Annotated in this window: 15 protein-coding genes and 1 pseudogene; 3 read left to right on the top strand and 13 right to left on the bottom strand. The window is 69.8% G+C overall.

What is annotated here, in order from left to right; translation table 11 throughout:
* The 3 genes and pseudogenes from BZZ08_RS25330 to BZZ08_RS25340 all read right to left on the bottom strand — a co-directional run.
* Positions 1-360 (bottom strand): annotated as a pseudogene (locus BZZ08_RS25330) (hypothetical protein); the annotation flags it as partial.
* A gap of 124 nt (positions 361-484) precedes the next feature.
* Positions 485-1,144 (bottom strand): response regulator transcription factor, encoded by a 660-nt coding sequence (locus BZZ08_RS25335; protein WP_198601688.1) that lies wholly within the window; start codon positions 1,142-1,144, stop codon positions 485-487.
* A complete protein-coding gene (locus BZZ08_RS25340; RefSeq protein WP_104634608.1) occupies positions 1,117-2,448 on the bottom strand; it encodes a sensor histidine kinase in 1,332 nt (443 codons plus the stop codon). Before BZZ08_RS25340 ends, BZZ08_RS25335 begins: the two co-directional genes overlap by 28 nt.
* 187 nt (positions 2,449-2,635) lie before the next feature.
* On the opposite strand from BZZ08_RS25340, the gene BZZ08_RS25345 reads away from it, so the two are divergent.
* Complete coding sequence (locus tag BZZ08_RS25345) at positions 2,636-3,400, top strand: ABC transporter ATP-binding protein (RefSeq protein ID WP_104634569.1); 765 nt, start codon at positions 2,636-2,638, stop codon at positions 3,398-3,400.
* An 85-nt stretch (positions 3,401-3,485) separates the two neighbouring features.
* A complete protein-coding gene (locus tag BZZ08_RS25355; protein WP_198601689.1) occupies positions 3,486-5,975 on the top strand; it encodes an ABC transporter permease in 2,490 nt (829 codons plus the stop codon).
* A gap of 101 nt (positions 5,976-6,076) precedes the next feature.
* Here the strand turns inward: BZZ08_RS25355 and tuf are convergent, their stop codons facing one another.
* The 5 genes from tuf to BZZ08_RS25385 all read right to left on the bottom strand — a co-directional run bounded on the left by tuf (position 6,077) and on the right by BZZ08_RS25385 (position 11,777).
* Entirely contained in the window at positions 6,077-7,270 is a 1,194-nt protein-coding gene (gene tuf, locus BZZ08_RS25365; protein ID WP_104634571.1) for an elongation factor Tu, read from the bottom strand.
* Positions 7,271-7,440: 170 nt separating this feature from the next.
* On the bottom strand, positions 7,441-9,567 hold the full coding sequence (fusA, locus tag BZZ08_RS25370; protein ID WP_104634572.1) for an elongation factor G: 2,127 nt from the start codon (positions 9,565-9,567) through the stop codon (positions 7,441-7,443).
* 39 nt (positions 9,568-9,606) lie between these two features.
* Positions 9,607-10,077, bottom strand: a complete 471-nt coding sequence (gene rpsG, locus BZZ08_RS25375; RefSeq protein ID WP_003974303.1) for a 30S ribosomal protein S7 — start codon at positions 10,075-10,077, stop codon at positions 9,607-9,609.
* A 2-nt stretch (positions 10,078-10,079) separates the two neighbouring features.
* On the bottom strand, positions 10,080-10,451 hold the full coding sequence (rpsL, locus tag BZZ08_RS25380; RefSeq protein WP_003948652.1) for a 30S ribosomal protein S12: 372 nt from the start codon (positions 10,449-10,451) through the stop codon (positions 10,080-10,082).
* 288 nt (positions 10,452-10,739) lie between these two features.
* A complete protein-coding gene (locus tag BZZ08_RS25385; RefSeq protein ID WP_104634573.1) occupies positions 10,740-11,777 on the bottom strand; it encodes a glycosyltransferase family 2 protein in 1,038 nt (345 codons plus the stop codon).
* A 100-nt stretch (positions 11,778-11,877) separates the two neighbouring features.
* On the opposite strand from BZZ08_RS25385, the gene BZZ08_RS25390 reads away from it, so the two are divergent.
* Entirely contained in the window at positions 11,878-13,170 is a 1,293-nt protein-coding gene (locus tag BZZ08_RS25390) for a hypothetical protein (protein WP_198601690.1), read from the top strand.
* A gap of 29 nt (positions 13,171-13,199) precedes the next feature.
* On the opposite strand, the gene BZZ08_RS25395 is transcribed toward BZZ08_RS25390, so the two are convergent.
* From BZZ08_RS25395 to rplJ, 5 genes are all read right to left on the bottom strand, one after another.
* Positions 13,200-13,601, bottom strand: coding sequence for a DUF3592 domain-containing protein (locus tag BZZ08_RS25395; RefSeq protein WP_104634575.1), 402 nt, complete (start codon positions 13,599-13,601; stop codon positions 13,200-13,202).
* A gap of 136 nt (positions 13,602-13,737) precedes the next feature.
* Entirely contained in the window at positions 13,738-17,637 is a 3,900-nt protein-coding gene (locus tag BZZ08_RS25400) for a DNA-directed RNA polymerase subunit beta' (protein ID WP_104634576.1), read from the bottom strand.
* A gap of 97 nt (positions 17,638-17,734) precedes the next feature.
* Entirely contained in the window at positions 17,735-21,220 is a 3,486-nt protein-coding gene (rpoB, locus tag BZZ08_RS25405) for a DNA-directed RNA polymerase subunit beta (protein ID WP_104634577.1), read from the bottom strand.
* 589 nt (positions 21,221-21,809) lie between these two features.
* Positions 21,810-22,196: a 50S ribosomal protein L7/L12 gene (rplL, locus tag BZZ08_RS25415; RefSeq protein WP_104634578.1), complete on the bottom strand. Its 387-nt coding sequence runs from the start codon at positions 22,194-22,196 to the stop codon at positions 21,810-21,812.
* Positions 22,197-22,313: 117 nt separating this feature from the next.
* Entirely contained in the window at positions 22,314-22,844 is a 531-nt protein-coding gene (gene rplJ, locus BZZ08_RS25420) for a 50S ribosomal protein L10 (protein ID WP_007443924.1), read from the bottom strand.
* Between the last annotated feature and the right edge of the window lie 225 nt (positions 22,845-23,069).

A 23,069-nucleotide genomic window follows, 5' to 3' on the forward strand; every position in this document is an offset into this window, starting at 1 on the left:
GGCCGCCATGGTCGGCGCCGCGGAGGCGTCGTCCCCGCCGGGCAGCCGGTCCAGGAGCAGGGAGGGCCGTACGGCGACCACCGCGAGCGCCGCCAGCACGAGGACGCCGACGACCGCGCCGATCAGGCGCCGGCGCGGGCGGCCGTCGCCCTTCGGGGCGGGGTGCGGGGCACGCCACGGCGTGGGCTCCTCCTCGCGCAACCGCCGGGCCACCATCCGCGCCCGCGCCGACGGCTCCTTGGGCGCGGAGGCGGCACCGCCTTCGGCGGCCTCGCGCAGGAACGCCTCCAACTGCTCGTCGGAGATCGAGGGGGCCGGTTCGTCGCCGGAACGGTCGGGAGGGGGCGGGACGGGACTCACGGGCTCACTTCCTGGTGACGGTGACGGGGGCGGGGGCAGTGACGGTGGCGGTGACGGTGGCCGTGGCGGTGGCGAGTGGGTACGGGCGGCCGGGGCCGGGCTCCCGGCGATCAATCGGGTCGTGTCAGGCACGCAGATACGTCAGCACGGCCAGCACCCTGCGGTGGGTCTCGGTCGCCGGGGGCAGGTCGAGTTTGGTGAGGATGCTGCCGATGTGCTTGCCCACGGCCGCCTCGGAGACGACGAGTTCACCGGCGATGGCCGCGTTGGACCTGCCCTCCGCGATCAGCGCGAGCACCTCGCGCTCGCGCGGGCTGAGCCGCTCCAGCGGGTCCCGGCGGCGGCGCAGCAACTGGCGTACCACCTCCGGGTCGACGACCGTGCCGCCGTCCGCGACCTCGGCCAGCGCGTCGACGAACTCCTCGACCTGGCCGACGCGGTCCTTGAGCAGATAGCCGACGCCGGTGCCGTCGCCGGAATCCAGCAGCCCGGCCGCGTAGGCCCGTTGGACGTACTGGCTGAGGACCAGGACGGGCAGGGTGGGCCGCTCCTCGCGCAGCCGTACGGCCGCGTGCAGGCCCTCGTCCTGGAAGCCGGGCGGCATGCGGACGTCGGTGACGACGACGTCCGGGACGTGCTCCCGCACGGCCGCGACGAGGGCCTCCGCGTCGCCGACGGCCGCCACGACCTCGTGGCCGAAGCGGGTGAGCAGGCCGGTCAGGCCGTCCCGCAGCAGCACGCTGTCCTCGGCCAGTACTACGCGCAGGGGTCGCGGGGGCCGCACGGATCGCAAGGAATCTCCACGCTCAGCAGGGTCGGTCCGCCCGGCGGGCTGGACAGGGAGAGTCTGCCATCCAGGACCGACACCCGGTCGGCGAGACCGGTCAGCCCGCTGCCCGCCGCGGCGTCGGCCCCGCCCCGGCCGTCGTCGCGGACCCGCAGCACGAGCCGTCCGTCGCGGTGGCCGCCGGTCACCTCCGCGCGGGCGGCGCCGCTGTGCCTGCCGATGTTGGCGAGGGCCTCGCAGACCACGAAGTAGGCGGCGGCCTCGACCGCCTGGGGCAGCCGTCCGGGCAGTTCCAGGGCGACGTCGACGGGGACGGCGGAGCGGTCGGCGGCGTCGGCGACGGCCGCCGGCAGGCCGTAGTCGGCGAGGACCTTGGGGTGGATGCCCTGGATGAGTTCGCGCAGTTCCTCCAGGGCCTTGCCCGCCTCGCCGTGCGCCTTGGCGAGCTGGTCGGCCAGGGGCCCCGGCGGGGCGTCCAGGCGGGCCAGGCCGAGGGCCATGGTCAGGGCGACGAGGCGCTGCTGGGCGCCGTCGTGCAGGTCGCGTTCGATCCGGCGCCGCTCGGCCTCGAAGGCGTCCACCAACCGCACCCGGGAGCGGGTGAGTTCGACGATCCTGGCCTCCGGGTAGCCCTCGCGCGGGGCGCCCACGAGCACGCGGGCCAGCTCGGCCCGCGCGCCCGCCGCGAGGCCCAGCGCGTAGCCGCCCAGGGCCAGGAGCAGCAGTCCGAGCACCGCGACGCCGAACGCGGCCGGCCAGCTGGTGACCGTCCACTGCTTGAGGACCTTCGCCTCCTCGCCGCCGCCGTACGTGGCCATCAGCAGCGGAGTGGCGACGAGATGGAGGGGTGCCGCCAGGGCGAGTGCGACGACCAGGGCGTCCAGCGGCCAGAGCAGCAGGGCGAACAGCAGCGCGTGGCCCAGCTCCCGCCAGGTCGCCCGCTCCCGCAGCCGGGTGATCAGCCAGGGCCAGGGGCCGGTGGCGGGCGGCTGCCGTACGGGCCGGGTGGGGGCCGGGACACGGTCGACCAGGCGCAGCCGGTGCCGTTCGAGGCGGGCCACGGGGATGCCGAGCAGGGCGGTGAGCACCAGCAGCGGCAGGCCCACCAGGACCACCGAGAGCACGCCCGAGAGGGCGAGGGCGGTCACCGCCCCCACCAGGACCGCGGCGCCGGCCACCGCCCCCGTCACCAGGTAGGCGACGGCACGCCAGGGCCAGGCCGAGAGCAGGTAGCCGTGGACGGACAGGGCCTGCCACACGGTGCGGGAGCCGGGAGGGCGGGGATCGGGGCCGGGGTGCATGCGGATCACCGTAGGACCCGTGCGTGCGGCGCGGCCATCGGTCCAGTGGGCGTCCGGGGGGTATGGCCCGCCCTACCCCCGTTCTCGCCCCTGCCGCACTGCGCCGGGGCGGTCGCGGGCGGTTTCGTGGTGCCGGTCAGCGAGTGATCAGGCAAGTCGCCATCCGGCGCCCGATGAACGGGGGCACATGAAAACTGGACCGAACCACACCGACGACACCGACGACGTGGTCCGGCTGCGCTCCGTCAGCCGGCGGTACGGGGCGGGCGACGGCGCGGTGACGGCCCTCGACGCCGTCTCCGCCGCCTTCGCCCGGGGCACGTTCACCGCGGTGATGGGCCCCTCCGGCTCGGGCAAGTCGACCTTCCTGCAGTGCGCGGCCGGTCTCGACCGGCCCACCTCGGGCTCGGTCCTCCTCGGCGGCACCGAGCTGACCGGGCTGAGCGAGCGGCGGCTGACGCTGCTGCGCAGGGAACGCGTCGGCTTCGTCTTCCAGGCGTTCAACCTGCTGCCGTCCCTGACCGCCGAGCAGAACGTCGCGCTCCCCCTGCGGCTGTCCGGCCGCCGCCCGCCCCGCGGCCGGGTGCGCGAGGTGCTGGGCCGGGTGGGTCTCGCCGACCGCGCCCGGCACCGGCCCACCGAGCTGTCCGGCGGCCAGCAGCAACGCGTCGCCCTGGCCCGCGCGTTGGTCACCCGCCCCGAGGTGGTGTTCGCCGACGAGCCGACGGGGGCGCTGGACTCCCGCACCGGCCGCGAGGTGCTGGCCCTGCTGCGCGGCATGGTCGACGTCGACGGCCAGACGGTCGTCATGGTCACCCACGACCCGGTGGCCGCCGCCCGCGCCGACCGCGTGCTGTTCCTCGCCGACGGCCGCGTCCACGACGAACTGACCGGCTCCGGAGCAGAGGCCATCGCCGCCCGCATGACCCACCTGGAGGCCACCCCGTGCTGAGCAGCACTCCACAGGGCAAGCCCCCGCCCCGGGCCGCCCTCGCCCGCCCCACCGCCACCCCCACCCCCCGGCCGGAGGCCACCCCGTGCTGACCCTCACCCTGTGCACCCTGCGCGCCCGTTGGGTCTCCTTCGTCGGGAGCTTCGTGGCGTTGGCGCTGGGGGTCGCACTGCTGACCGTCACGGGGCTGGCGCTGGCCGCCTCGCTGGACGCGCCCGACCGGGCGCCGGAGCGGTTCGCCGCCGCTCCGGTGGTGGTGCGGGGGCAGGACACCCTGCGGGTGCCGACGCCCTCCGGGGAGCGTACGGAGGAGCTGGCCCGGCCGCGTGCCGTGCCCGGCGCCGTCGTGGCCCGGCTGGAGCGGCTCGGCACCGTCGTCGAGGACCGGTCCTTCCCGGTACGCGTCCGGGGCGGGCAGAGCCCCGGTGAGCTGGTGGGCCACCCCTGGTCCACGGCCGCGTTCGCCCCGTACCGGATCGACGCGGGCCGCGCGCCCCGCACCGCCGACGAGGTCGTCGTCACCGGCGGCTGGGCCGTGCCGGGCGAGCGGGTGCGCACGGACCGGGGCACCCTGCGGGTGGTGGGGACCGTGCCCGGCCTCGGGTTCGAGGACGCCGTCTTCTTCACCGACGCGCGGGCCGCCGCACTCGCCCCGGTCAGCGTCCAGTCGGCGGTCGACGCGGAGGCGTCCGCCGTACGGGAGGCGGTACGGGACGCCGTACGGGACTCGGTGCCGGACAGTGCGGGTGTCCGGGTGCTCACCGGGGACGAGCGGCGGTTCGCGGACGCCGACCCCGGCCGGGACGCCGAGGCGCTGACCGCGCTGAACGCCCTGTTCGGCACGGCCGGCGGCGTCACCGCGTTCGTGTCGGTGTTCGTCGTGGCGTCCACCTTCGCCTTCGCGGTCGCCCAGCGGCGCCGGGAGTTCGGGCTGCTGCGCACGGCCGGGGCGACGCCGGGACAGCTCCGCCGGACGGTGGTCGCCGAGGCCGCGCTGGTCGGCGTCCTCGCCTCCGGCACGGGCTGCGTGCTCGGCGCGTACGGTGCGCCGCCGCTGGTGCGCCGGGTGGCCGACGAGGGCCTGGCCCCGGCCTGGTTCACCCTCGGCGACCACACCTGGCCCTTTCACCTGGCCTTCTGGACCGGGCTGCTGGTCGCCCTGTGCGGCGTGGTCGCGGCGTCCTGGCGGGCGGGGCGCACCGCCCCGGTCGAGGCGCTGCGGGAGGCGTCGGTGGACGCCGGCGCGATGACCCGGGGTCGGTGGCTGGTCGGGCTGGGGCTGCTGCTGACCGCCCTGGTGACCCTCGTCCTCGCCCTCGCGGACGACCCCGGCGACCTGCTGCACCGCAAGACCTATGTGACGCGCCCGATGCCGCTGATCGCCGCGGCCGCGCTGCTCGCACCGGTCGTGGTGCGCCCGCTGACCCGGCTGCTGACCTGGCTGCCGGCCCGCCTGCCGGGCGCCACGGGCCTGCTGGTCCGGGAGAACGCGGCGGCCGGGGTCCGCCGTACCGCGGCCCTCGCGGCGCCCGTCCTGGTCACGGTCGCGCTCACGGGCTCGCTGCTCGGCACCGTCGCGACCCTGGACGGGGCGGAGGCCGCCGAGGCACGGGAGCGGACCACCGCCGCCTTCGTGGTCACGGCCCCGCCCGGAGCGGGCTTCGACCCGGCGGCCGTGCAGCGCCTGCGCGCGGTGCCCTGGGCGCGGATCTCCCCGAGCGCGTCGGGCGCGGTGTACGTCCTGGAGGACGGCGTGGCCCTGATCCGGTCCGACGCGCGAGCCGTCGCCGACCCCGGCGCCCTCGCCGCGACCACCCGGCTCCCCCTCGCGCGGGGGCGGGTCACCGGCCTGGACGACCACTCGATCATCGTCAACGAGGAGTGGGAGGAGCACACGGTCGGCCGCAGCGTGCGGGTCCGGCTCGGGGACGGCACGCCGAGGTCGCTGCGCATCGCCGCGGTGATGCGCACCGGCACCGGTGGCAACGGCGTCTACGTCACCGCGGCCAACGCCGCCGGCGCCCCCGTCGACCGGGTGGACGTGGCCCTCGCCGACGGCGCCGACGCCGACACGGTGGCCGCCGGGCTGCGCGAGGCGGTGGCGGCGTCCGGCGGACGGGTGGCGAGCGGGACCGAGTGGGCCGCGGCGGCCTCCCCCGGGCCCGGGGGCGCGACGCGGGCGGGCCTGCTCCTGGTCCTCGGCATCGCCCTGCTCTACACGGGGATCTCCGTGGTCAACACCCTGCTGATGGCGACGTCCGACCGGGTCCGCGAGCTGGCCGTACTGCGGCTCGCCGGAGCCACCGACGGGCAGGTGCTGCGGCTGGTCGCCGTCGAGTCGCTGACGGTCGCCGCGGCCGGTGCCCTCCTCGGGCTGGCCGTCGCCTGGCTCGACCTGGCCGGGACGGGGGCGGCGCTGGGCCTGCTCTCGGTCCCCGCCGCGCCGGTGGTGCCGTGGGCGGCCGTCGGCACGGCCGCGGGTGCCTGCGCGGTGCTCGCGGTCGTCGCCTCGGTGGTCCCGGCGGGCCTGGCCCTGCGCCGCCGGGCGGTGGAGGCCGCCGGCATCCGGGAGTGACGACCGGTGGAATGGCGAAAGGGCCCGTACGACCGAAGTCGTACGGGCCCTTTCAGGCATCAGCCCATGTCAGGTCGGCTGGACCGACAAGCAAGCGGAGCTTACTTGTTGATCTTGGTGACCTGGCCGGCGCCCACGGTCCGGCCACCCTCGCGGATGGCGAACTTCAGGCCCTCTTCCATGGCGACGGGCTGGATGAGCTCCACCTTCATCTCGGTGTTGTCACCCGGCATGACCATCTCGGTGCCCTCGGGGAGGGTCACGACGCCGGTCACGTCCGTCGTACGGAAGTAGAACTGCGGACGGTAGTTGTTGAAGAAGGGGGTGTGACGGCCACCCTCGTCCTTCGACAGGATGTAGGCCTGGGCCTCGAACTCGGTGTGCGGGGTGACCGAGCCCGGCTTGATGATGACCTGGCCGCGCTCGACGTCCTCGCGCTTGATGCCACGAAGCAGCAGACCGACGTTCTCACCGGCCTGGCCCTCGTCGAGGAGCTTCCGGAACATCTCGATGCCGGTGACCGTGGTGGTGGTCTTCTCCTGCTTGATGCCCACGATGTCGACGGTCTCGTTGACCTTGAGGATGCCGCGCTCGATACGACCGGTGACGACGGTGCCACGACCGGTGATCGTGAAGACGTCCTCGATCGGCATCAGGAACGGCTTGTCGACGTCACGCTCGGGCTGCGGGATGTTCTCGTCGACGGCCTTCATGAGCTCGAGGACGGAGTTGCCCCACTCCTTGTCGCCCTCGAGGGCCTTGAGCGCCGAGACCTTGACGACCGGCAGGTCGTCGCCCGGGAACTCGTACTCGGAGAGGAGCTCACGCACCTCGAGCTCGACGAGCTCCAGGATCTCCTCGTCGTCCACCATGTCGGCCTTGTTCAGCGCGACGACGATGTACGGAACGCCGACCTGGCGGGCCAGGAGCACGTGCTCCTTGGTCTGCGGCATCGGGCCGTCGGTCGCGGCGACCACGAGGATGGCGCCGTCCATCTGCGCCGCACCCGTGATCATGTTCTTGATGTAGTCCGCGTGACCGGGGCAGTCGACGTGCGCGTAGTGGCGCGTCTCGGTCTGGTACTCGACGTGCGCGATGGAGATCGTGATACCGCGCTGGCGCTCCTCGGGAGCCTTGTCGATCTGGTCGAAGGCCGAGGCCTCGTTCAGCTCGGGGTACGCGTCGTGCAGCACCTTGGTAATGGCGGCCGTGAGGGTCGTCTTACCGTGGTCGATGTGACCGATGGTGCCGATGTTGACGTGCGGCTTAGTCCGCTCGAACTTCGCCTTCGCCACTGGGGTCCTCCTGTGGAGTGGTTCTGTACGCCTTACTCATCGGCGCCAGGTGATCTTTGCTGGAAAGCCCGGGTGCCGGGGGCATTCCGCCGATTTCACGGCGGAATGCCCCATGCAGGCTCCGGGGTCAAGCCTAAAGCGTGTTCGCGGGGTCCGTTAAACGGAGTCCGTCACTCGCCCTTGGCCTTCGCGATGATCTCCTCGGCGACGTTCCGGGGAACCTCGGCGTAGGAGTCGAACTGCATCGAGTAGCTTGCGCGACCCGACGTCTTGCTGCGGAGGTCCCCGACATAGCCGAACATCTCCGACAGCGGCACGAGGCCCTTCACGACGCGGGCACCCATCCGCTCCTCCATGGCCTGGATCTGGCCACGGCGGGAGTTGATGTCACCGATGACGTCGCCCATGTAGTCCTCGGGTGTGGTGACCTCGACGGCCATCATCGGCTCCAGGAGCACGGGCGAAGCCTTGCGCGCGGCCTCCTTGAACGCCTGCGAACCGGCGATCTTGAAGGCGAGCTCGGAGGAGTCGACCTCGTGGTAGCCACCGTCGATGAGCGTGACGCGGACGCCCGTCATCTCGTAGCCGGCCAGGATGCCGAACTGCATGGCCTCCTGCGCACCGGCGTCCACCGAAGGGATGTACTCCTTCGGGATGCGGCCACCGGTCACCTTGTTCACGAACTCGTACGAGGCGTCGCCGCCCTCGATCGGCTCGATCGCGATCTGCACCTTGGCGAACTGACCGGTACCACCGGTCTGCTTCTTGTGGGTGTAGTCCACGCGCTCGACGGTCTTGCGGATCGTCTCACGGTAGGCGACCTGAGGCTTGCCGACGTTGGCCTCGACCTTGAACTCACGGCGCATGCGGTCGACCAGCACCTCGAGGTGCAGCTCGCCCATACCACCGATGATGGTCTGGCCCGTCTCCTCGTTCGTGCTGACCTGGAAGGAGGGGTCCTCCTCGGCCAGGCGCTGGATCGCGACGCCGAGCTTCTCCTGGTCGCCCTTCGACTTGGGCTCGATGGCGACCTGGATGACCGGCGCCGGGAAGTCCATGGACTCCAGGATGACCGGGCTCTTGTCGTCGGACAGCGTCTCACCGGTGGTGGTCTGCTTCAGACCCATGACGGCGACGATGTCACCGGCGCCCACCGACTCGATCTCCTCACGCTTGTTGGCGTGCATGCGGTAGATCTTGCCGATGCGCTCCTTGCGGCCCTTGACGGAGTTCAGCACCGCGGTGCCGGACTCTAGGCGGCCGGAGTACACCCGGACGAAGGTGAGCTTGCCGAGGTGCGGGTCGCTCATGATCTTGAAGGCGAGCGCGGCGAGCGGCTCGTCCTCCGACGGCTTGCGCTTGACGACGACCTCGGGGTCCTTGACGTCGTGACCCTCGATGGCCTCGACGTCGAGCGGGGTCGGCAGGTAGCGCACGACCGCGTCGAGCAGGGGCTGGACGCCCTTGTTCTTGAACGCGGTGCCGCAGAACACCGGGGTGACCGTGGTGTCGCTGGACTTGCCGGAGGCGATGGTGATGCGACGGATCGCGGCGTACAGCTGCTCCTCGGTGGGCTCCTCGCCCTCCAGGTACAGCTCCATGATCTCTTCGTCGTTCTCCGCGACGGCCTCGACCAGCTTGCCGCGCCACTCCTCGGCGGCCTCGGTGTGCGTGGCCGGGATGTCGACGGTGTCGTACATCTCGCCCTTGGCGGCCTCGGCGGACCACACGAGCGCCTTCATGCGGACCAGGTCCACGACGCCCTTGAAGTCGGCCTCGGCGCCGATCGGGAGCTGCATGACGAGCGGCTGGGCACCCAGGCGGTCCGAGATCATCTCCACGCAGCGGTGGAACTCGGCGCCGGTGCGGTCCAGCTTGTTGACGAAGCAGATACGCGGCACGCCGTAACGGTCGGCCTGACGCCACACCGTCTCGGACTGCGGCTCGACACCGGCGACACCGTCGAACACGGTCACGGCACCGTCGAGCACCCGCAGGGAACGCTCCACCTCGACGGTGAAGTCGACGTGCCCCGGGGTGTCGATGATGTTGATCGTGTAGTCGTTGTCCTCGAGCGGCCAGTGACAGGTGGTCGCAGCAGACGTGATCGTGATGCCACGCTCCTGCTCCTGCTCCATCCAGTCCATCGTGGCGGCGCCGTCGTGGACCTCACCGATCTTGTACGACACGCCGGTGTAGAACAGGATCCGCTCGGTGGTGGTCGTCTTGCCCGCGTCGATGTGGGCCATGATCCCGATGTTGCGGACCTTGGCCAGGTCAAGTGAAGTGGTAGCCATAAGGCTTCAGTCTTCTCTCGGTCTCGATGTGGGTAGCGACTACCAGCGGTAGTGCGCGAAGGCCTTGTTGGACTCGGCCATCTTGTGCGTGTCCTCGCGCTTCTTCACAGCGGCACCCAGGCCGTTGGAGGCGTCGAGGAGCTCGTTGAGCAGACGCTCGGTCATGGTCTTCTCGCGACGGGCGCGGGAGTAACCGACGAGCCAGCGCAGCGCGAGGGTGTTGGCGCGACCGGGCTTGACCTCGATCGGCACCTGGTACGTCGCACCACCGACACGGCGGGACTTGACCTCGAGGGTCGGCTTGATGTTCTCGAGAGCGCGCTTGAGCGTGATGACCGGGTCGTTGCCGGTCTTCTCGCGCAGACCCTCCATGGCGCCGTAGACGATGCGCTCGGCGGTGGAGCGCTTGCCGTTCAGCAGCACCTTGTTGATCAGGGAGGTCACCAGAGGAGAACCGTAGACCGGGTCGATGATGACCGGGCGCTTCGGGGCGGGGCCCTTACGAGGCATTCTTACTTCTCCTTCTTGGCGCCGTAGCGGCTGCGGGCCTGCTTGCGGTTCTTGACACCCTGGGTGTCGAGGGAGCCGCGGATGATCTTGTAACGAACACCCGGCAGGTCCTTCACACGGCCGCCGCGCACGAGCACGATGGAGTGCTCCTGCAGGTTGTGCCCCTCACCCGGAATGTAAGCAGTGACCTCGATCCCGCTGGTCAGACGCACACGCGCGACCTTACGCAGGGCCGAGTTCGGCTTCTTCGGGGTGGTCGTGAACACACGCGTGCAGACGCCACGGCGCTGAGGGGAACCCTCGAGTGCGGGCGTCTTGTTCTTCTCGACCTTGTCCTGCCGGCCCTTGCGGACCAGCTGCTGGATCGTAGGCACTACTTCTCCGGTTTCTGTGTGCCGAATGGTGGAGCTAACCTGGAACGCCACCGACCCACGCGGTCGGGTGTGTCGAAGCCGCGAACTCCGCCCGCGAGACGGAAGGAGACGCGAAATGCGGTGGCCACACACGGCCCCGATGCGGCTGTAGACACGCACGAGGGCCAGGGCACACCCCAGGCACAAGGTCTGAGCGTACCTAGCGCATTCGCTGCGGTCAAAACAAATGGGCGACACCGGCATACCCGCCCGGTTCACCCCACTTTGCCCTGCTCGGCGGAAGCCGTCTCAGGCCCTCGGCAGCGGGACGCGCCGCGCGTCGTCGTCCGTGCCGTCGGGTGCGGGTCGGGAGGAGGCCGGGGGTGCGGGCGCCGCCGTGTCGTGGCGGACGAAGTAGGTCGGCCGGTTCTGCACGGCCGTGTATATGCGCCCGACGTATTCACCGAGGAGGCCGACGCAGACCAGCTGCACGGCGCCGATGAAGACGATGCCGGTGAACAGCGAGGTCCAGCCGGGGACCGTGCGGCCCAGGGCGAACGCGGTCAGCGTGTAGACCAGCAGCCCCAGGCAGACCAGGAACGCGCCGCCGCCCAGCCAGGTGGCGATGCGCAGCGGGGCCGCGGAGAAGCCGGTGACGCTGTCGACCGCCAGGCGGATCATCCGCCCCAGCGGGTACTTCGTACGGCCCGCCGTACGCGGAGCGCGCTCGTACGTCACCTGCCCGCTCGGGAAGCCCAGCCAGGGCACCAGCAGGCGGTACACCCGCTGCTGGTCCGGGAGCGCCTTGAGCGCCTCCACGGCGGCCCGGCTCAGCAGCCGGAAGTCCCCGGCCTGGGCGGGGACCGAGGGACCGGCCAGGCGCCGCATGAGCCGGTAGTAGAAGCCCGCCGTCCACCGCTTGAACCCGGAGTCGCTGCTGCGGTCCGCGCGGACCCCGTACACGATGTCGAGGCCCTCCGCGCGGGCCAGCGCCAGCATGTCGGGGATCTTCTCCGGCGGGTCCTGGAGGTCGGCGTCCAGGCTGACCACGTAGGCGCCGCGGGCCCGGTCGAGGCCCGCCGTGAGGGCCGCCTGGTGGCCGGAGTTGCGCCGCAGGGCGACCACGCGCAGCTCCGGCCAGCCCAGCCGGAAGGCGTCGAGCAGCTCCGCCGTGCGGTCGACGCTGCCGTCGTCGACGGCGACGACCTCGTGCGGCACGCCCAGCTCGGTGAGGACCGGACGCAGTCTGGTGACCAGCGCGGGCAGGACGTCCTCCTCGTTGAACATCGGAATGACGACCGACAGCACGACCGGTTCGTGCCGCTCCGCGTTCCGTCCCTCGGGCACCGCGCCTCCCTCCGCATGACCTTGAGTACAGATGTGCGACTCTTGTGCGATCTTATGGCAGCAATTGACGGTTGAGGGTGGCCCGAGGGGGATGACAGCCATGGACACGGCTGCCGACGACACGGTGACCGACGGGCCGGCCGGCACCGGCGAACGACCGCCCGGCGAGGCCGCGGCACGCTCCTGGCGGAGCTGGCCCCCCGCCCTCCCGGCCGGCGCGCGGCCCTACCTCGCCCCCCTGGTGCTGTACGGCGTCACCAAGCTCGTCGGCCTCGGGGTCTTCGCCTCCCTCCTGACGTACGCCGGGGACTTCCGGGGGAAGAACCCGCGCTTCGGCGGCGGCGCCCACTGGTGGGACGTGCTGGGCACCTGGGACGGCTGGTGGTACCTCCAGGTCGCCGAGCACGGGTACAGCCCCGCCCTGGTGCGGCTCGGCGGCGACGGCCTGTTCACGGTCCAGCAGAACTCGGTCGCGTTCTTCCCGCTCTACCCGGCGCTCATCCGCATGGTCTCGGAGTCCACCGGCCTCGGCCTGTACGGCTCCGGGATCCTGGTCTCCGTCCTCACGTCGTTCGTCGCCGCGGCCGGGATCTACGCCGTGATCTCGCTGATCGCGGGAGCGCGGGCGGGCACCGTCGCGGCCGGGCTGTGGGCGGTGGCGCCCGGCGCGGGCGTCGAGTGGGCGGTGTACTCCGAGTCCCTGTTCGTCGCCATCGCCGCCTGGGCCTGCTACGCCGTGATGAAGGGGCGCTGGGTGGCGGCGGGCCTGCTGGCCTTCACCGCGGGCCTGAACCGGCCCACCTCCGCCGTCCTCATAGGCGCCGTGGGCCTCGCCGCGCTGGTGACGCTGGCCCGCCCCGCGTCCCGGCGCGAACACGGCGTACGCGGCCCGGTGTACGCGATGCTCGTCGCGCCGCTCGGCCTGCTCTCCTACATCGCCTGGGTCGGTTACCGCACCGGCGAGGCCACGGCCTACTTCACCCTCCAGCGCGAGGGCTGGGCCCACTTCTTCGACTACGGCGCCTACACCTGGGACGTCCTGCGCAACCTCGCGGTGGGCCGCGGCGACTACCCCTTCGCCTTCTCCACCCCGGACCTGCTCTCCCTCCAGCTGGTCCTCGCGCTGCCCTTCCTGATCGCGCTGATGCTGCGCAGGAAGCCCCCGCTGGTGCTGGTCGCGTACACCCTGGCGACGATCGTCACGGTCCTGGGCACCCAGCAGATGTTCGGCAACACGATGCGCTACCTGCTCCCCGCCTTCCCCCTGCTCCTCGCCCCGGCGGCGGCCCTGAGCCGCCTGAAGCTGCCGAGCCTGGTGGTCTTCTTCACCACGGCCTCGATCGCCTCCGGCTGGTACGCCCACTACGTGATCTTCGAACTGGGCGTGCCGTAGCCACCGCGCGGTGCGGCGGCGCCGTCCCGTCACAGCGTGAAGAGCAGCCCCGTCACCGCCGCCACCCACATCGCGCCCATGACGGCCGTCAGGGCCGTGTCGTACCCCACCCGCCGGCTCGCCTCGAACAGCAGCATCGCGCGCTCCGGCCTCCCCGGCTCGTGGACGACCTCCACCACGTCACCCACCTCCACCGGGGGGACGGAGTACCTCGACGAGCGGACCGTGAGCTCCTGCCCGGTTCCCGTGGAGTACGTGCAGACCGCCCCCACGTAGCCGCCGCTCGGCCAGTAGTGGCTGATGCATTCGCCCTCGACGCGGGTGCCCGCGGACTCCAGCCGCTTCGCCTTCCGCAGGGCGTACAGATTGGTGCACAGCACCAACGTCGAGCCGCACACCAGGACGACGAGGATGATTCCTATCGCGAGCACGTGACAACTCCCAGGGGCGGAGGGCGGATGGTGCGCGGATCGAACGACGCACGTGATTCTGCCCCGCGGTCCGAGCACGCCGAAGGGCGGCCACCCACTCGGGGTGACCGCCCTTCGGTCGTATCAAGCTGCCCGCTTACTGGTTGTACGGACCGTAGTCGTAGTCCTCCAGCGGAACGGCCTGGCCGGAGCCCGTGCCGAACGGCGAGTAGTCGATGTCGTCGTAGCCGACGGCCGAGTACATCGCGGCCTTGGCCTCCTCGGTCGGCTCCACCCGGATGTTGCGGTAGCGGGACAGGCCCGTACCGGCCGGGATGAGCTTACCGATGATGACGTTCTCCTTGAGGCCGATGAGGCTGTCGGACTTGGCGTTGATCGCCGCGTCCGTCAGGACTCGGGTCGTCTCCTGGAAGGAGGCGGCCGACAGCCAGGATTCCGTCGCCAGCGAGGCCTTGGTGATACCCATCAGCTGCGGACGACCGGAGGCCGGGTGACCGCCCTCCTGGACCACACGACGGTTCTCGGTCTCGAACTTCGTCCGCTCGACCAGCTCGCCGGGCAGCAGCTCGGCGTCGCCGGACTCGATGATCGTCACGCGGCGCAGCATCTGCCGGATGATGATCTCGATGTGCTTGTCGTGGATCGACACGCCCTGCGAGTTGTAGACCTTCTGGACCTCGCCGACCAGGTGGACCTGGACGGCACGCTGACCCAGGATGCGCAGCACGTCGTGCGGGTTGGTGGCACCCACGGTGAGCTTCTGGCCCACCTCGACGTGGTCGCCCTCGCCCACCAGCAGACGGGCACGCTTCGAGATCGGGAACGCCGTCTCGTCGCTGCCGTCGTCGGGGGTGACGACGATCTTCTTGGTCTTCTCGGTCTCCTCGATCCGGACGCGGCCGGAGGCCTCGGAGATCGGGGCGACACCCTTCGGGGTACGGGCCTCGAAGAGCTCGACGACACGCGGCAGACCCTGCGTGATGTCGTCACCGGCCACACCACCGGTGTGGAAGGTACGCATCGTCAGCTGGGTGCCGGGCTCACCGATGGACTGGGCGGCGATGATGCCGACCGCCTCACCGATGTCGACCAGCTTGCCGGTGGCCAGCGAGCGGCCGTAGCACATGGCGCAGGTGCCGACCTGGGACTCGCAGGTCAGGATCGAGCGGGTCTTGACCTCCTCGACGCCGTGGGCGACCAGGGCGTCGATCAGGACGTCACCGAGGTCGACGTTGGCCGGCGCGATCACCTTGCCGTCGATGACGACGTCCTCGGCGAGCATGCGGGCGTAGACGCTGGTCTCGACGTCGTCGGCCTTGCGCAGCGTGCCGTCCGCGTCGCGCACGGCGATCGGCAGCTTGAGGCCGCGCTCGGTGCCGCAGTCCTCCTCGCGGATGATGACGTCCTGGGAGACGTCGACCAGACGACGCGTGAGGTAACCCGAGTCGGCGGTACGCAGAGCGGTGTCCGCCAGACCCTTACGGGCACCGTGCGTGGAGATGAAGTACTCCAGCACGGACAGGCCCTCACGGAAGGACGCCTTGATCGGACGCGGGATCGTCTCGTTCTTCGCGTTCGACACCAGACCACGCATACCGGCGATCTGACGCATCTGCATCATGTTGCCTCGTGCGCCCGAGTTCACCATCATGAAGATCGGGTTGGTCTTCGGGAAGTTGTCGTTCATCGCCTCGGCGACCTCGTTGGTCGCCTTGGTCCAGATCGCGATGAGCTCCTGCGTGCGCTCGTCCTTGGTGATCAGACCACGCTCGTACTGCTTCTGGACCTTCTCGTCCTGCGCCTCGTAACCCTTGACGATCTCCTTCTTCGCCTCGGGAACGACGACGTCGGAGATGGCCACGGTGACGCCGGAACGGGTCGCCCAGAAGAAGCCGGACGCCTTCAGGTTGTCGAGCGTCGCCGCCACGATGACCTTCGGGTACCGCTCGGCGAGGTCGTTGACGATCTCGGAGAGCTGCTTCTTGCCGACCTCGTAGTCGACGAAGGGGTAGTCCTCGGGCAGCAGCTCGTTGAAGAGCGCGCGGCCCAGCGTGGTCTTCAGGGTGAAGGTGTCACCCTGCTGCCACTCCGGCTCACCCTCCTCGCGGGCCGGGGGCTCCCAGCCGCGGGGCGGGATGGTGCCCACCGGGAAGCGGATGTCGACCTTCGACTGGAGCGACAGGTCGCCCGCGTCGAACGCCATGATCGCCTCGGCGGCGGAACCGAAGGAACGGCCCTCGCCCTTGAGGTCGCGGCCCTCGCCGTCGGTGGTGAGGAAGAACAGACCGAGGACCATGTCCTGGGTCGGCATCGTCACCGGACGGCCGTCGGCCGGCTTGAGGATGTTGTTCGAGGACAGCATCAGGATGCGGGCCTCGGCCTGCGCCTCCGCGGACAGCGGCAGGTGCACGGCCATCTGGTCACCGTCGAAGTCCGCGTTGAACGCGGTGCAGACGAGCGGGTGGATCTGGATGGCCTTGCCCTCGACCAGCTGCGGCTCGAAGGCCTGGATGCCGAGGCGGTGCAGGGTGGGCGCACGGTTCAGCAGAACCGGGTGCTCCGCGATGACCTCTTCGAGCACGTCGTACACGACCGTGCGGCCGCGCTCGACCATGCGCTTGGCGCTCTTGATGTTCTGCGCGTGGTTCAGGTCGACCAGGCGCTTCATCACGAACGGCTTGAAGAGCTCCAGCGCCATGGCCTTGGGCAGACCGCACTGGTGCAGCTTCAGCTGCGGGCCGACGACGATGACGGAACGCGCCGAGTAGTCGACTCGCTTGCCGAGCAGGTTCTGACGGAAGCGGCCCTGCTTGCCCTTGAGCATGTCGGACAGCGACTTCAGCGGACGGTTGCCGGGGCCCGTGACCGGGCGGCCGCGGCGGCCGTTGTCGAAGAGCGCGTCGACGGCCTCCTGGAGCATGCGCTTCTCGTTGTTCACGATGATCTCGGGCGCGCCGAGGTCGAGAAGCCGCTTCAGGCGGTTGTTGCGGTTGATCACGCGGCGGTACAGGTCGTTCAGGTCGGAGGTCGCGAAGCGGCCACCGTCCAGCTGCACCATCGGACGCAGGTCCGGCGGGATGACCGGCACGCAGTCGAGCACCATGCCCTTGGGGCTGTTGCTGGTCTGCAGGAACGCGGAGACGACCTTGAGGCGCTTGAGCGCACGGGTCTTCTTCTGGCCCTTGCCGGTGCGGATGATCTCGCGGAGGCGCTCGGCCTCCTCGTCGAGGTCGAAGGACTCCAGGCGCTTCTGCAGGGCAGCCGCCCCCATCGAGCCGTCGAAGTAGGTGCCGAAGCGGTCGCGCAGCTCGCGGTAGAGCAGCTCGTCGCCCTCCAGGTCCTGGACCTTGAGGTTCTTGAACCGGTTCCACACCTCGTCGAGGCGGTCGATCTCGCGCTGCGCACGGTCGCGCAGCTGCTTCATCTCACGCTCGGCACCCTCGCGCACCTTGCGGCGCACGTCGGCCTTGGCGCCCTCGGCCTCCAGCTCGGCCAGGTCGGTCTCGAGCTTCTTGGCGCGGGCCTCCAGGTCGGAGTCGCGGCGCTGCTCGATCTGCTGGCGCTCGACGGAGACGTGGGCCTCCAGCGAGGGCAGGTCGCGCGTACGGCGCTCCTCGTCCACGAAGGTGATCATGTATGCGGCGAAGTAGATGACCTTCTCGAGGTCCTTCGGCGCCAGGTCCAGCAGGTAGCCCAGACGCGACGGGACGCCCTTGAAGTACCAGATGTGGGTGACGGGAGCGGCCAGCTCGATGTGGCCCATCCGCTCACGGCGCACCTTGGCGCGAGTGACCTCGACGCCGCAGCGCTCACAGATGATGCCCTTGAAGCGGACGCGCTTGTACTTGCCGCAGTAGCACTCCCAGTCCCGGGTCGGACCGAAGATCTTCTCGCAGAAGAGTCCGTCCTTCTCGGGCTTGAGGGTGCGGTAGTTGATGGTCTCGGGCTTCTTGACCTCGCCGTGGCTCCACTGACGGATGTCGTCAGCGGTAGCCAGACCGATCCGGAGCTCGTCGAAGAAGTTGACGTCGAGCACTATGCGTCAATCCCTCTCAGGGTTGTAAGTCTGTGGTCTGAAACGGGGGTCGCGGGATCGGCGGGGCCTCTGCGGAAGAGGCCCCGCCTGACTCCCGTCAGACCTCTTCGACGCTGCTCGGCTCGCGCCGCGACAGGTCGATGCCGAGCTCCTCCGCTGCGCGGAAGACGTCCTCGTCGGTGTCACGCATCTCGATGGACATGCCGTCCGAGGACAGCACCTCCACGTTGAGGCACAGGGACTGCATCTCCTTGATGAGCACCTTGAAGGACTCGGGGATGCCGGGCTCAGGGATGTTCTCGCCCTTGACGATGGCCTCGTAGACCTTCACGCGGCCGGTCACGTCGTCGGACTTGATGGTCAGCAGCTCCTGGAGGGCGTACGCGGCGCCGTAAGCCTCCAGCGCCCACACCTCCATCTCACCGAAGCGCTGGCCACCGAACTGGGCCTTACCACCCAGCGGCTGCTGGGTGATCATCGAGTACGGGCCGGTCGACCGGGCGTGCAGCTTGTCGTCGACCAGGTGGTGGAGCTTGAGGATGTACATGTAGCCGACCGAGATCGGCTCCGGGAACGGCTCACCGCTGCGGCCGTCGAACAGCCGCGCCTTGCCGGACGGGAGCACCATGCGCTCGCCGTCCCGGTTCGGGATGGTGTGCTGGAGCAGGCCGGCCAGCTCGTCCTCGCGCGCACCGTCGAAGACCGGGGTGGCGACGTTGGTGCCGGGCTCGACCTTGTCGGCGCCGATGACCTGGAGCCGCTGCGCCCACTCCTCCGCGAGGCCGGAGACGTCCCAGCCGCGGCTGGCGAGCCAGCCGAGGTGGATCTCCAGGACCTGCCCCGGGTTCATTCGGGACGGGACACCCAGCGGGTTCAGGATGATGTCGACGGGCGTGCCGTCCTCCAGGAACGGCATGTCCTCGATCGGGTTGATCTTGGAGATGACGCCCTTGTTGCCGTGCCGGCCGGCGAGCTTGTCACCGTCGGTGATCTTGCGCTTCTGCGCCACGTACACGCGCACCAGCTGGTTCACACCGGGGGGAAGCTCGTCGCCCTCCTCGCGGTCGAAGACGCGGACGCCGATGACCTTGCCGATCTCGCCGTGCGGGACCTTCAGCGAGGTGTCGCGGACCTCACGGGCCTTCTCACCGAAGATCGCACGGAGCAGGCGCTCCTCCGGGGTCAGCTCGGTCTCGCCCTTGGGCGTGACCTTGCCGACCAGGATGTCGCCGGCGACGACCTCGGCACCGATGCGGATGATGCCGCGCTCGTCGAGGTCGGCGAGGACCTCCTCGGAGACGTTCGGGATGTCCCGGGTGATCTCCTCGGGGCCGAGCTTGGTGTCACGGGCGTCGACCTCGTGCTCCTCGATGTGGATCGAGGAGAGGACGTCGTCCTGCACGAGGCGCTGCGACAGGATGATCGCGTCCTCGTAGTTGTGACCCTCCCACGGCATGAACGCGACCAGCAGGTTCTTGCCGAGCGCCATCTCGCCGTTCTCGGTGGCCGGACCGTCGGCGAGGACCTGGCCCTCGATGACGCGGTCGCCCTCGGAGACGATGACCTTCTGGTTGACCGAGGTGCCCTGGTTGGACCGGGAGAACTTGGCCAGGCGGTACGTGATGTACGTGCCGTCGTCGTTGGTCGTGGTGATGTAGTCCGCGGAGACCTCCTGGACCACACCCGCCTTCTCGGCCTTGACCACGTCACCGGCGTCGGCGGCGGAGCGGTACTCCATGCCGGTGCCGACCAGCGGGGACTCGCTCTTGATGAGCGGCACGGCCTGACGCATCATGTTCGCGCCCATGAGGGCACGGTTGGCGTCGTCGTGCTCCAGGAACGGGATCATCGCGGTCGCGACCGACACCATCTGGCGCGGCGAGACGTCCATGTAGTCGACGTCGTCACCGGGGACGTAGTCGACCTCGCCGCCACGACGGCGGACCAGGACGCGGGCCTCGGCGAACCGCATGTCGTCGTTGAGCGTGGCGTTGGCCTGCGCGATGACGAAGCGGTCCTCCTCGTCGGCGGTCAGGTAGTCGACGTCGTCGGTGACCTGGCCCTCGACGACCTTGCGGTACGGCGTCTCGATGAAGCCGAAGGGGTTGATCCGGCCGTACGAGGCGAGCGAGCCGATCAGACCGATGTTCGGGCCTTCGGGCGTCTCGATCGGGCACATGCGGCCGTAGTGCGACGGGTGGACGTCGCGGACCTCGAAGCCGGCCCGCTCACGGGAGAGACCACCCGGGCCGAGGGCGTTCAGACGACGCTTGTGCGTCAGCCCCGACAGCGGGTTGTTCTGGTCCATGAACTGGGACAGCTGGCTGGTGCCGAAGAACTCCTTGATGGAGGCGACGACCGGCCGGATGTTGATCAGGGTCTGCGGCGTGATCGCCTCGACGTCCTGGGTGGTCATGCGCTCACGCACGACGCGCTCCATACGGGCGAGACCCGTACGGACCTGGTTCTGGATCAGCTCGCCGACGTTGCGGATGCGGCGGTTGCCGAAGTGGTCGATGTCGTCGGTCTCGACGACGATCTCCCGGCCCGACTCGCCGACCGTCTCGGTCTCACCGGCGTGCAGCTTCACCAGGTACTTGATGGTGGCGATGACGTCGTCGGTGGTGAGCACGCCGGCGTCCAGCGGCTCGTCCGCGCCGAGCTTCTTGTTCACCTTGTAGCGGCCGACCTTGGCGAGGTCGTAGCGCTTCGGGTTGAAGTAGAGGTTCTCGAGCAGCGTCTGCGCGGCCTCACGCGTGGGGGGCTCGCCCGGACGCAGCTTGCGGTAGATGTCGAGCAGCGCGTCGTCCTGGCCCTGGGTGTGGTCCTTCTCCAGGGTGGCGCGCATGGACTCGTACTCGCCGAACTCCTCCAGGATCTGCTCGGTCGACCAACCGAGAGCCTTGAGCAGGACGGTCACGGACTGCTTGCGCTTGCGGTCGATGCGCACACCGACCATGTCGCGCTTGTCGATCTCCATCTCCAGCCAGGCACCCCGGGACGGGATGATCTTGGCGGAGAAGATGTCCTTGTCGGACGTCTTGTCGATGGAGGAGTCGAAGTAGACACCCGGCGAGCGGACCAGCTGCGACACGACGACACGCTCGGTGCCGTTGATGACGAAGGTGCCCTTGTTCGTCATGAGCGGGAAGTCGCCCATGAAGACCGTCTGGGACTTGATCTCGCCGGTCTCGTTGTTGGTGAACTCGGCGGTGACGAAGAGCGGGGCCGCGTACGTGAAGTCACGGTCCTTGCACTCGTCGATGCTGTTCTTCGGGGGCTCGAAGCGGTGGTCGCGGAACGTCAGCGACATCGACCCGGAGAAGTCCTCGATCGGGGAGATCTCCTCGAAGATCTCCTCCAGACCGGACTTGGTGGGGACGTCCTGACCGGACTCCAGAGCCGACTCGACGCGAGCCTTCCAGGCGTCGTTGCCGAGGAGCCAGTCGAAGCTCTCGGTTTGCAGCGCGAGAAGGTTCGGAACCTCGAGGGGCTCCTTGATCTTTGCAAAGGAGATGCGCAGCGGGGCGGTGCTGGCAGCGTTGTTCGTATTCGCGGTCGAGGCATTGCGCGAGGCGGCCAAGAGGGGGTCCTTCCGAGGGCTCGGACTCACTACGCGCGTACCGGCCCCTCTTCCGGGCACGAAGACAGGGGGTGCCTGATGTGGCTAAAGAGCCAGGTCAGACATGCTCTGGTCGTCAGTGCTCGGGCGAGGGTAGACCCCTGGTGACGGGCAGGGGGCAGCTAACAGGCAGCGCAAAGGGTCAGTGTAGCCACTTGGCACACTGATGTCCAGTGCGGTTCTCGGGGACCGTGTTCACTCCTCGTTGTTCTCACCACCTGTGCGGCAAGGCCTCGCCCTCAACGCACCCAGATACTGCCCTCTTCGCCGTCGATCCATGCCTCGGATTCGGATCCTTGTGACGACGCCCTGAGAATTGCGCGCTGCGTGCGGTTCGTCAAGGCCCCCCTTGCCCAAACCGGTTGTCGCTCGGGAGCTCTCAGGGCCCCGGCGACGGCACGACGAAGATCACCCTACTCTTCACCGTCACGCGTGCAAGGCGACCGCCGCCGCACCCCGGATACGCCGAAGAGCGACCACCCGGATGGATGATCGCTCTTCGGTGCTACGGCGTTACAGACCCTGACGGATCCGTCGTGCCGGTGCGGTCTTACTTGACCTCGACGGAGGCGCCGGCACCCTTGAGGGACTCGGCGGCCTTCTCGGCGGCGTCCTTGGCGACCTTCTCGAGGACGGGCTTCGGGGCGCCGTCCACGAGGTCCTTGGCCTCCTTCAGACCCAGGGAGGTCAGCTCGCGCACGACCTTGATGACCTGGATCTTCTTGTCGCCGGCACCGGTGAGGATGACGTCGAACTCGTCCTTCTCCTCGGCGGCCTCGGCGGCGGCGCCGCCACCCTGGCCGGCGACGACGACCGGCGCGGCAGCGGCGGCGGTGACGTCGAACTTGTCCTCGAAGGCCTTCACGAACTCGGAGAGCTCGATGAGGGTCATCTCCTCGAACTGGGCGAGCAGGTCGTCCTGGCTGAGCTTCGCCATGATGGCGGTCCTTCCACTAATTCGGCAGGTGCCGGATGTACGGGGTGTGGCGGGCGTACGTCGGCCCGCTGCGACCCGTGCCGCGCTCAGGCGGCCCGGATCAGAAAGCGAGCCGAGTTACTCGGCACCGCCCTGCTCGTCCTGCTTGGCACGGAGCGCGTCCACGGTGCGGACGAGCTTCGACGGCAGCGCCTGGAAGACAGAGGCAGCCTGGGACTGCTTGCCCTTCATGGCACCGGCCAGCTTGGAGAGCAGAACCTCGCGGGACTCGAGGTCCGCAAGCTTCTTGATCTCGTCGGCGGACATCGCCTTGCCGTCAAGGACACCGCCCTTGATGACGAGATTCGGGTTGTCCTTGGCGAAGTCGCGCAGACCCTTCGCCGACTCCACCGGGTCACCGGTGACGAAGGCGACCGCCGTCGGACCAGCGAAGAGCTGGTCGTCGAGCGTGATCCCGGCCTCGTTGGCCGCAATCTTGGTCAGCGTGTTCTTCACCACGGCGTACTGGGCGTTCTCACCGAGCGACCGGCGCAGCGTCTTGAGCTGCGCCACGGTGAGACCGCGGTACTCGGTCAGCACAGCGGCGTTGGAGCTGCGGAACTTGTCCGTCAGCTCGGCAACCGCGGCAGCCTTCTCGGGCGTCGCCATAGAGCCTCGGCCTCCTTCCGGGTGATTCGGACCGCGCGGACCCGAAGGAGGACTGGGGAAAACGAAACGCCCCGGCGCAGGCGCTCGGGGCGTGACTCGACCGGTCGGCATCCGCACGGGGCGGGCACTCCGGGAGTTCATCCACAGTCACCTGCGCGGGTCGTCCGCAGTTCAGCGGATCCTTCGGCCACCGTGTCCTCTTTCGAACACACGGCAACGACCAGC

The organism is Streptomyces sp. MH60 (assembly GCF_002939385.1).
Taxonomy (GTDB): Bacteria; Actinomycetota; Actinomycetes; order Streptomycetales; family Streptomycetaceae; genus Streptomyces.

Excerpts from the sequence above, each read along its gene's own strand:
- BZZ08_RS25340 (WP_104634608.1), bottom strand. The coding sequence starts at position 2,448 with ATGCACCCCGGCCCCGATCCCCGCCCTCCCGGCTCCCGCACCGTGTGG.
- rplJ (WP_007443924.1), bottom strand. The coding sequence starts at position 22,844 with ATGGCGACGCCCGAGAAGGCTGCCGCGGTTGCCGAGCTGACGGACAAG.
- rpsG (WP_003974303.1), bottom strand. The coding sequence starts at position 10,077 with ATGCCTCGTAAGGGCCCCGCCCCGAAGCGCCCGGTCATCATCGACCCG.
- rplL (WP_104634578.1), bottom strand. The coding sequence starts at position 22,196 with ATGGCGAAGCTCAGCCAGGACGACCTGCTCGCCCAGTTCGAGGAGATG.
- BZZ08_RS25390 (WP_198601690.1), top strand. The coding sequence starts at position 11,878 with ATGGACACGGCTGCCGACGACACGGTGACCGACGGGCCGGCCGGCACC.
- fusA (WP_104634572.1), bottom strand. The coding sequence starts at position 9,567 with ATGGCTACCACTTCACTTGACCTGGCCAAGGTCCGCAACATCGGGATC.
- BZZ08_RS25345 (WP_104634569.1), top strand. The coding sequence starts at position 2,636 with ATGAAAACTGGACCGAACCACACCGACGACACCGACGACGTGGTCCGG.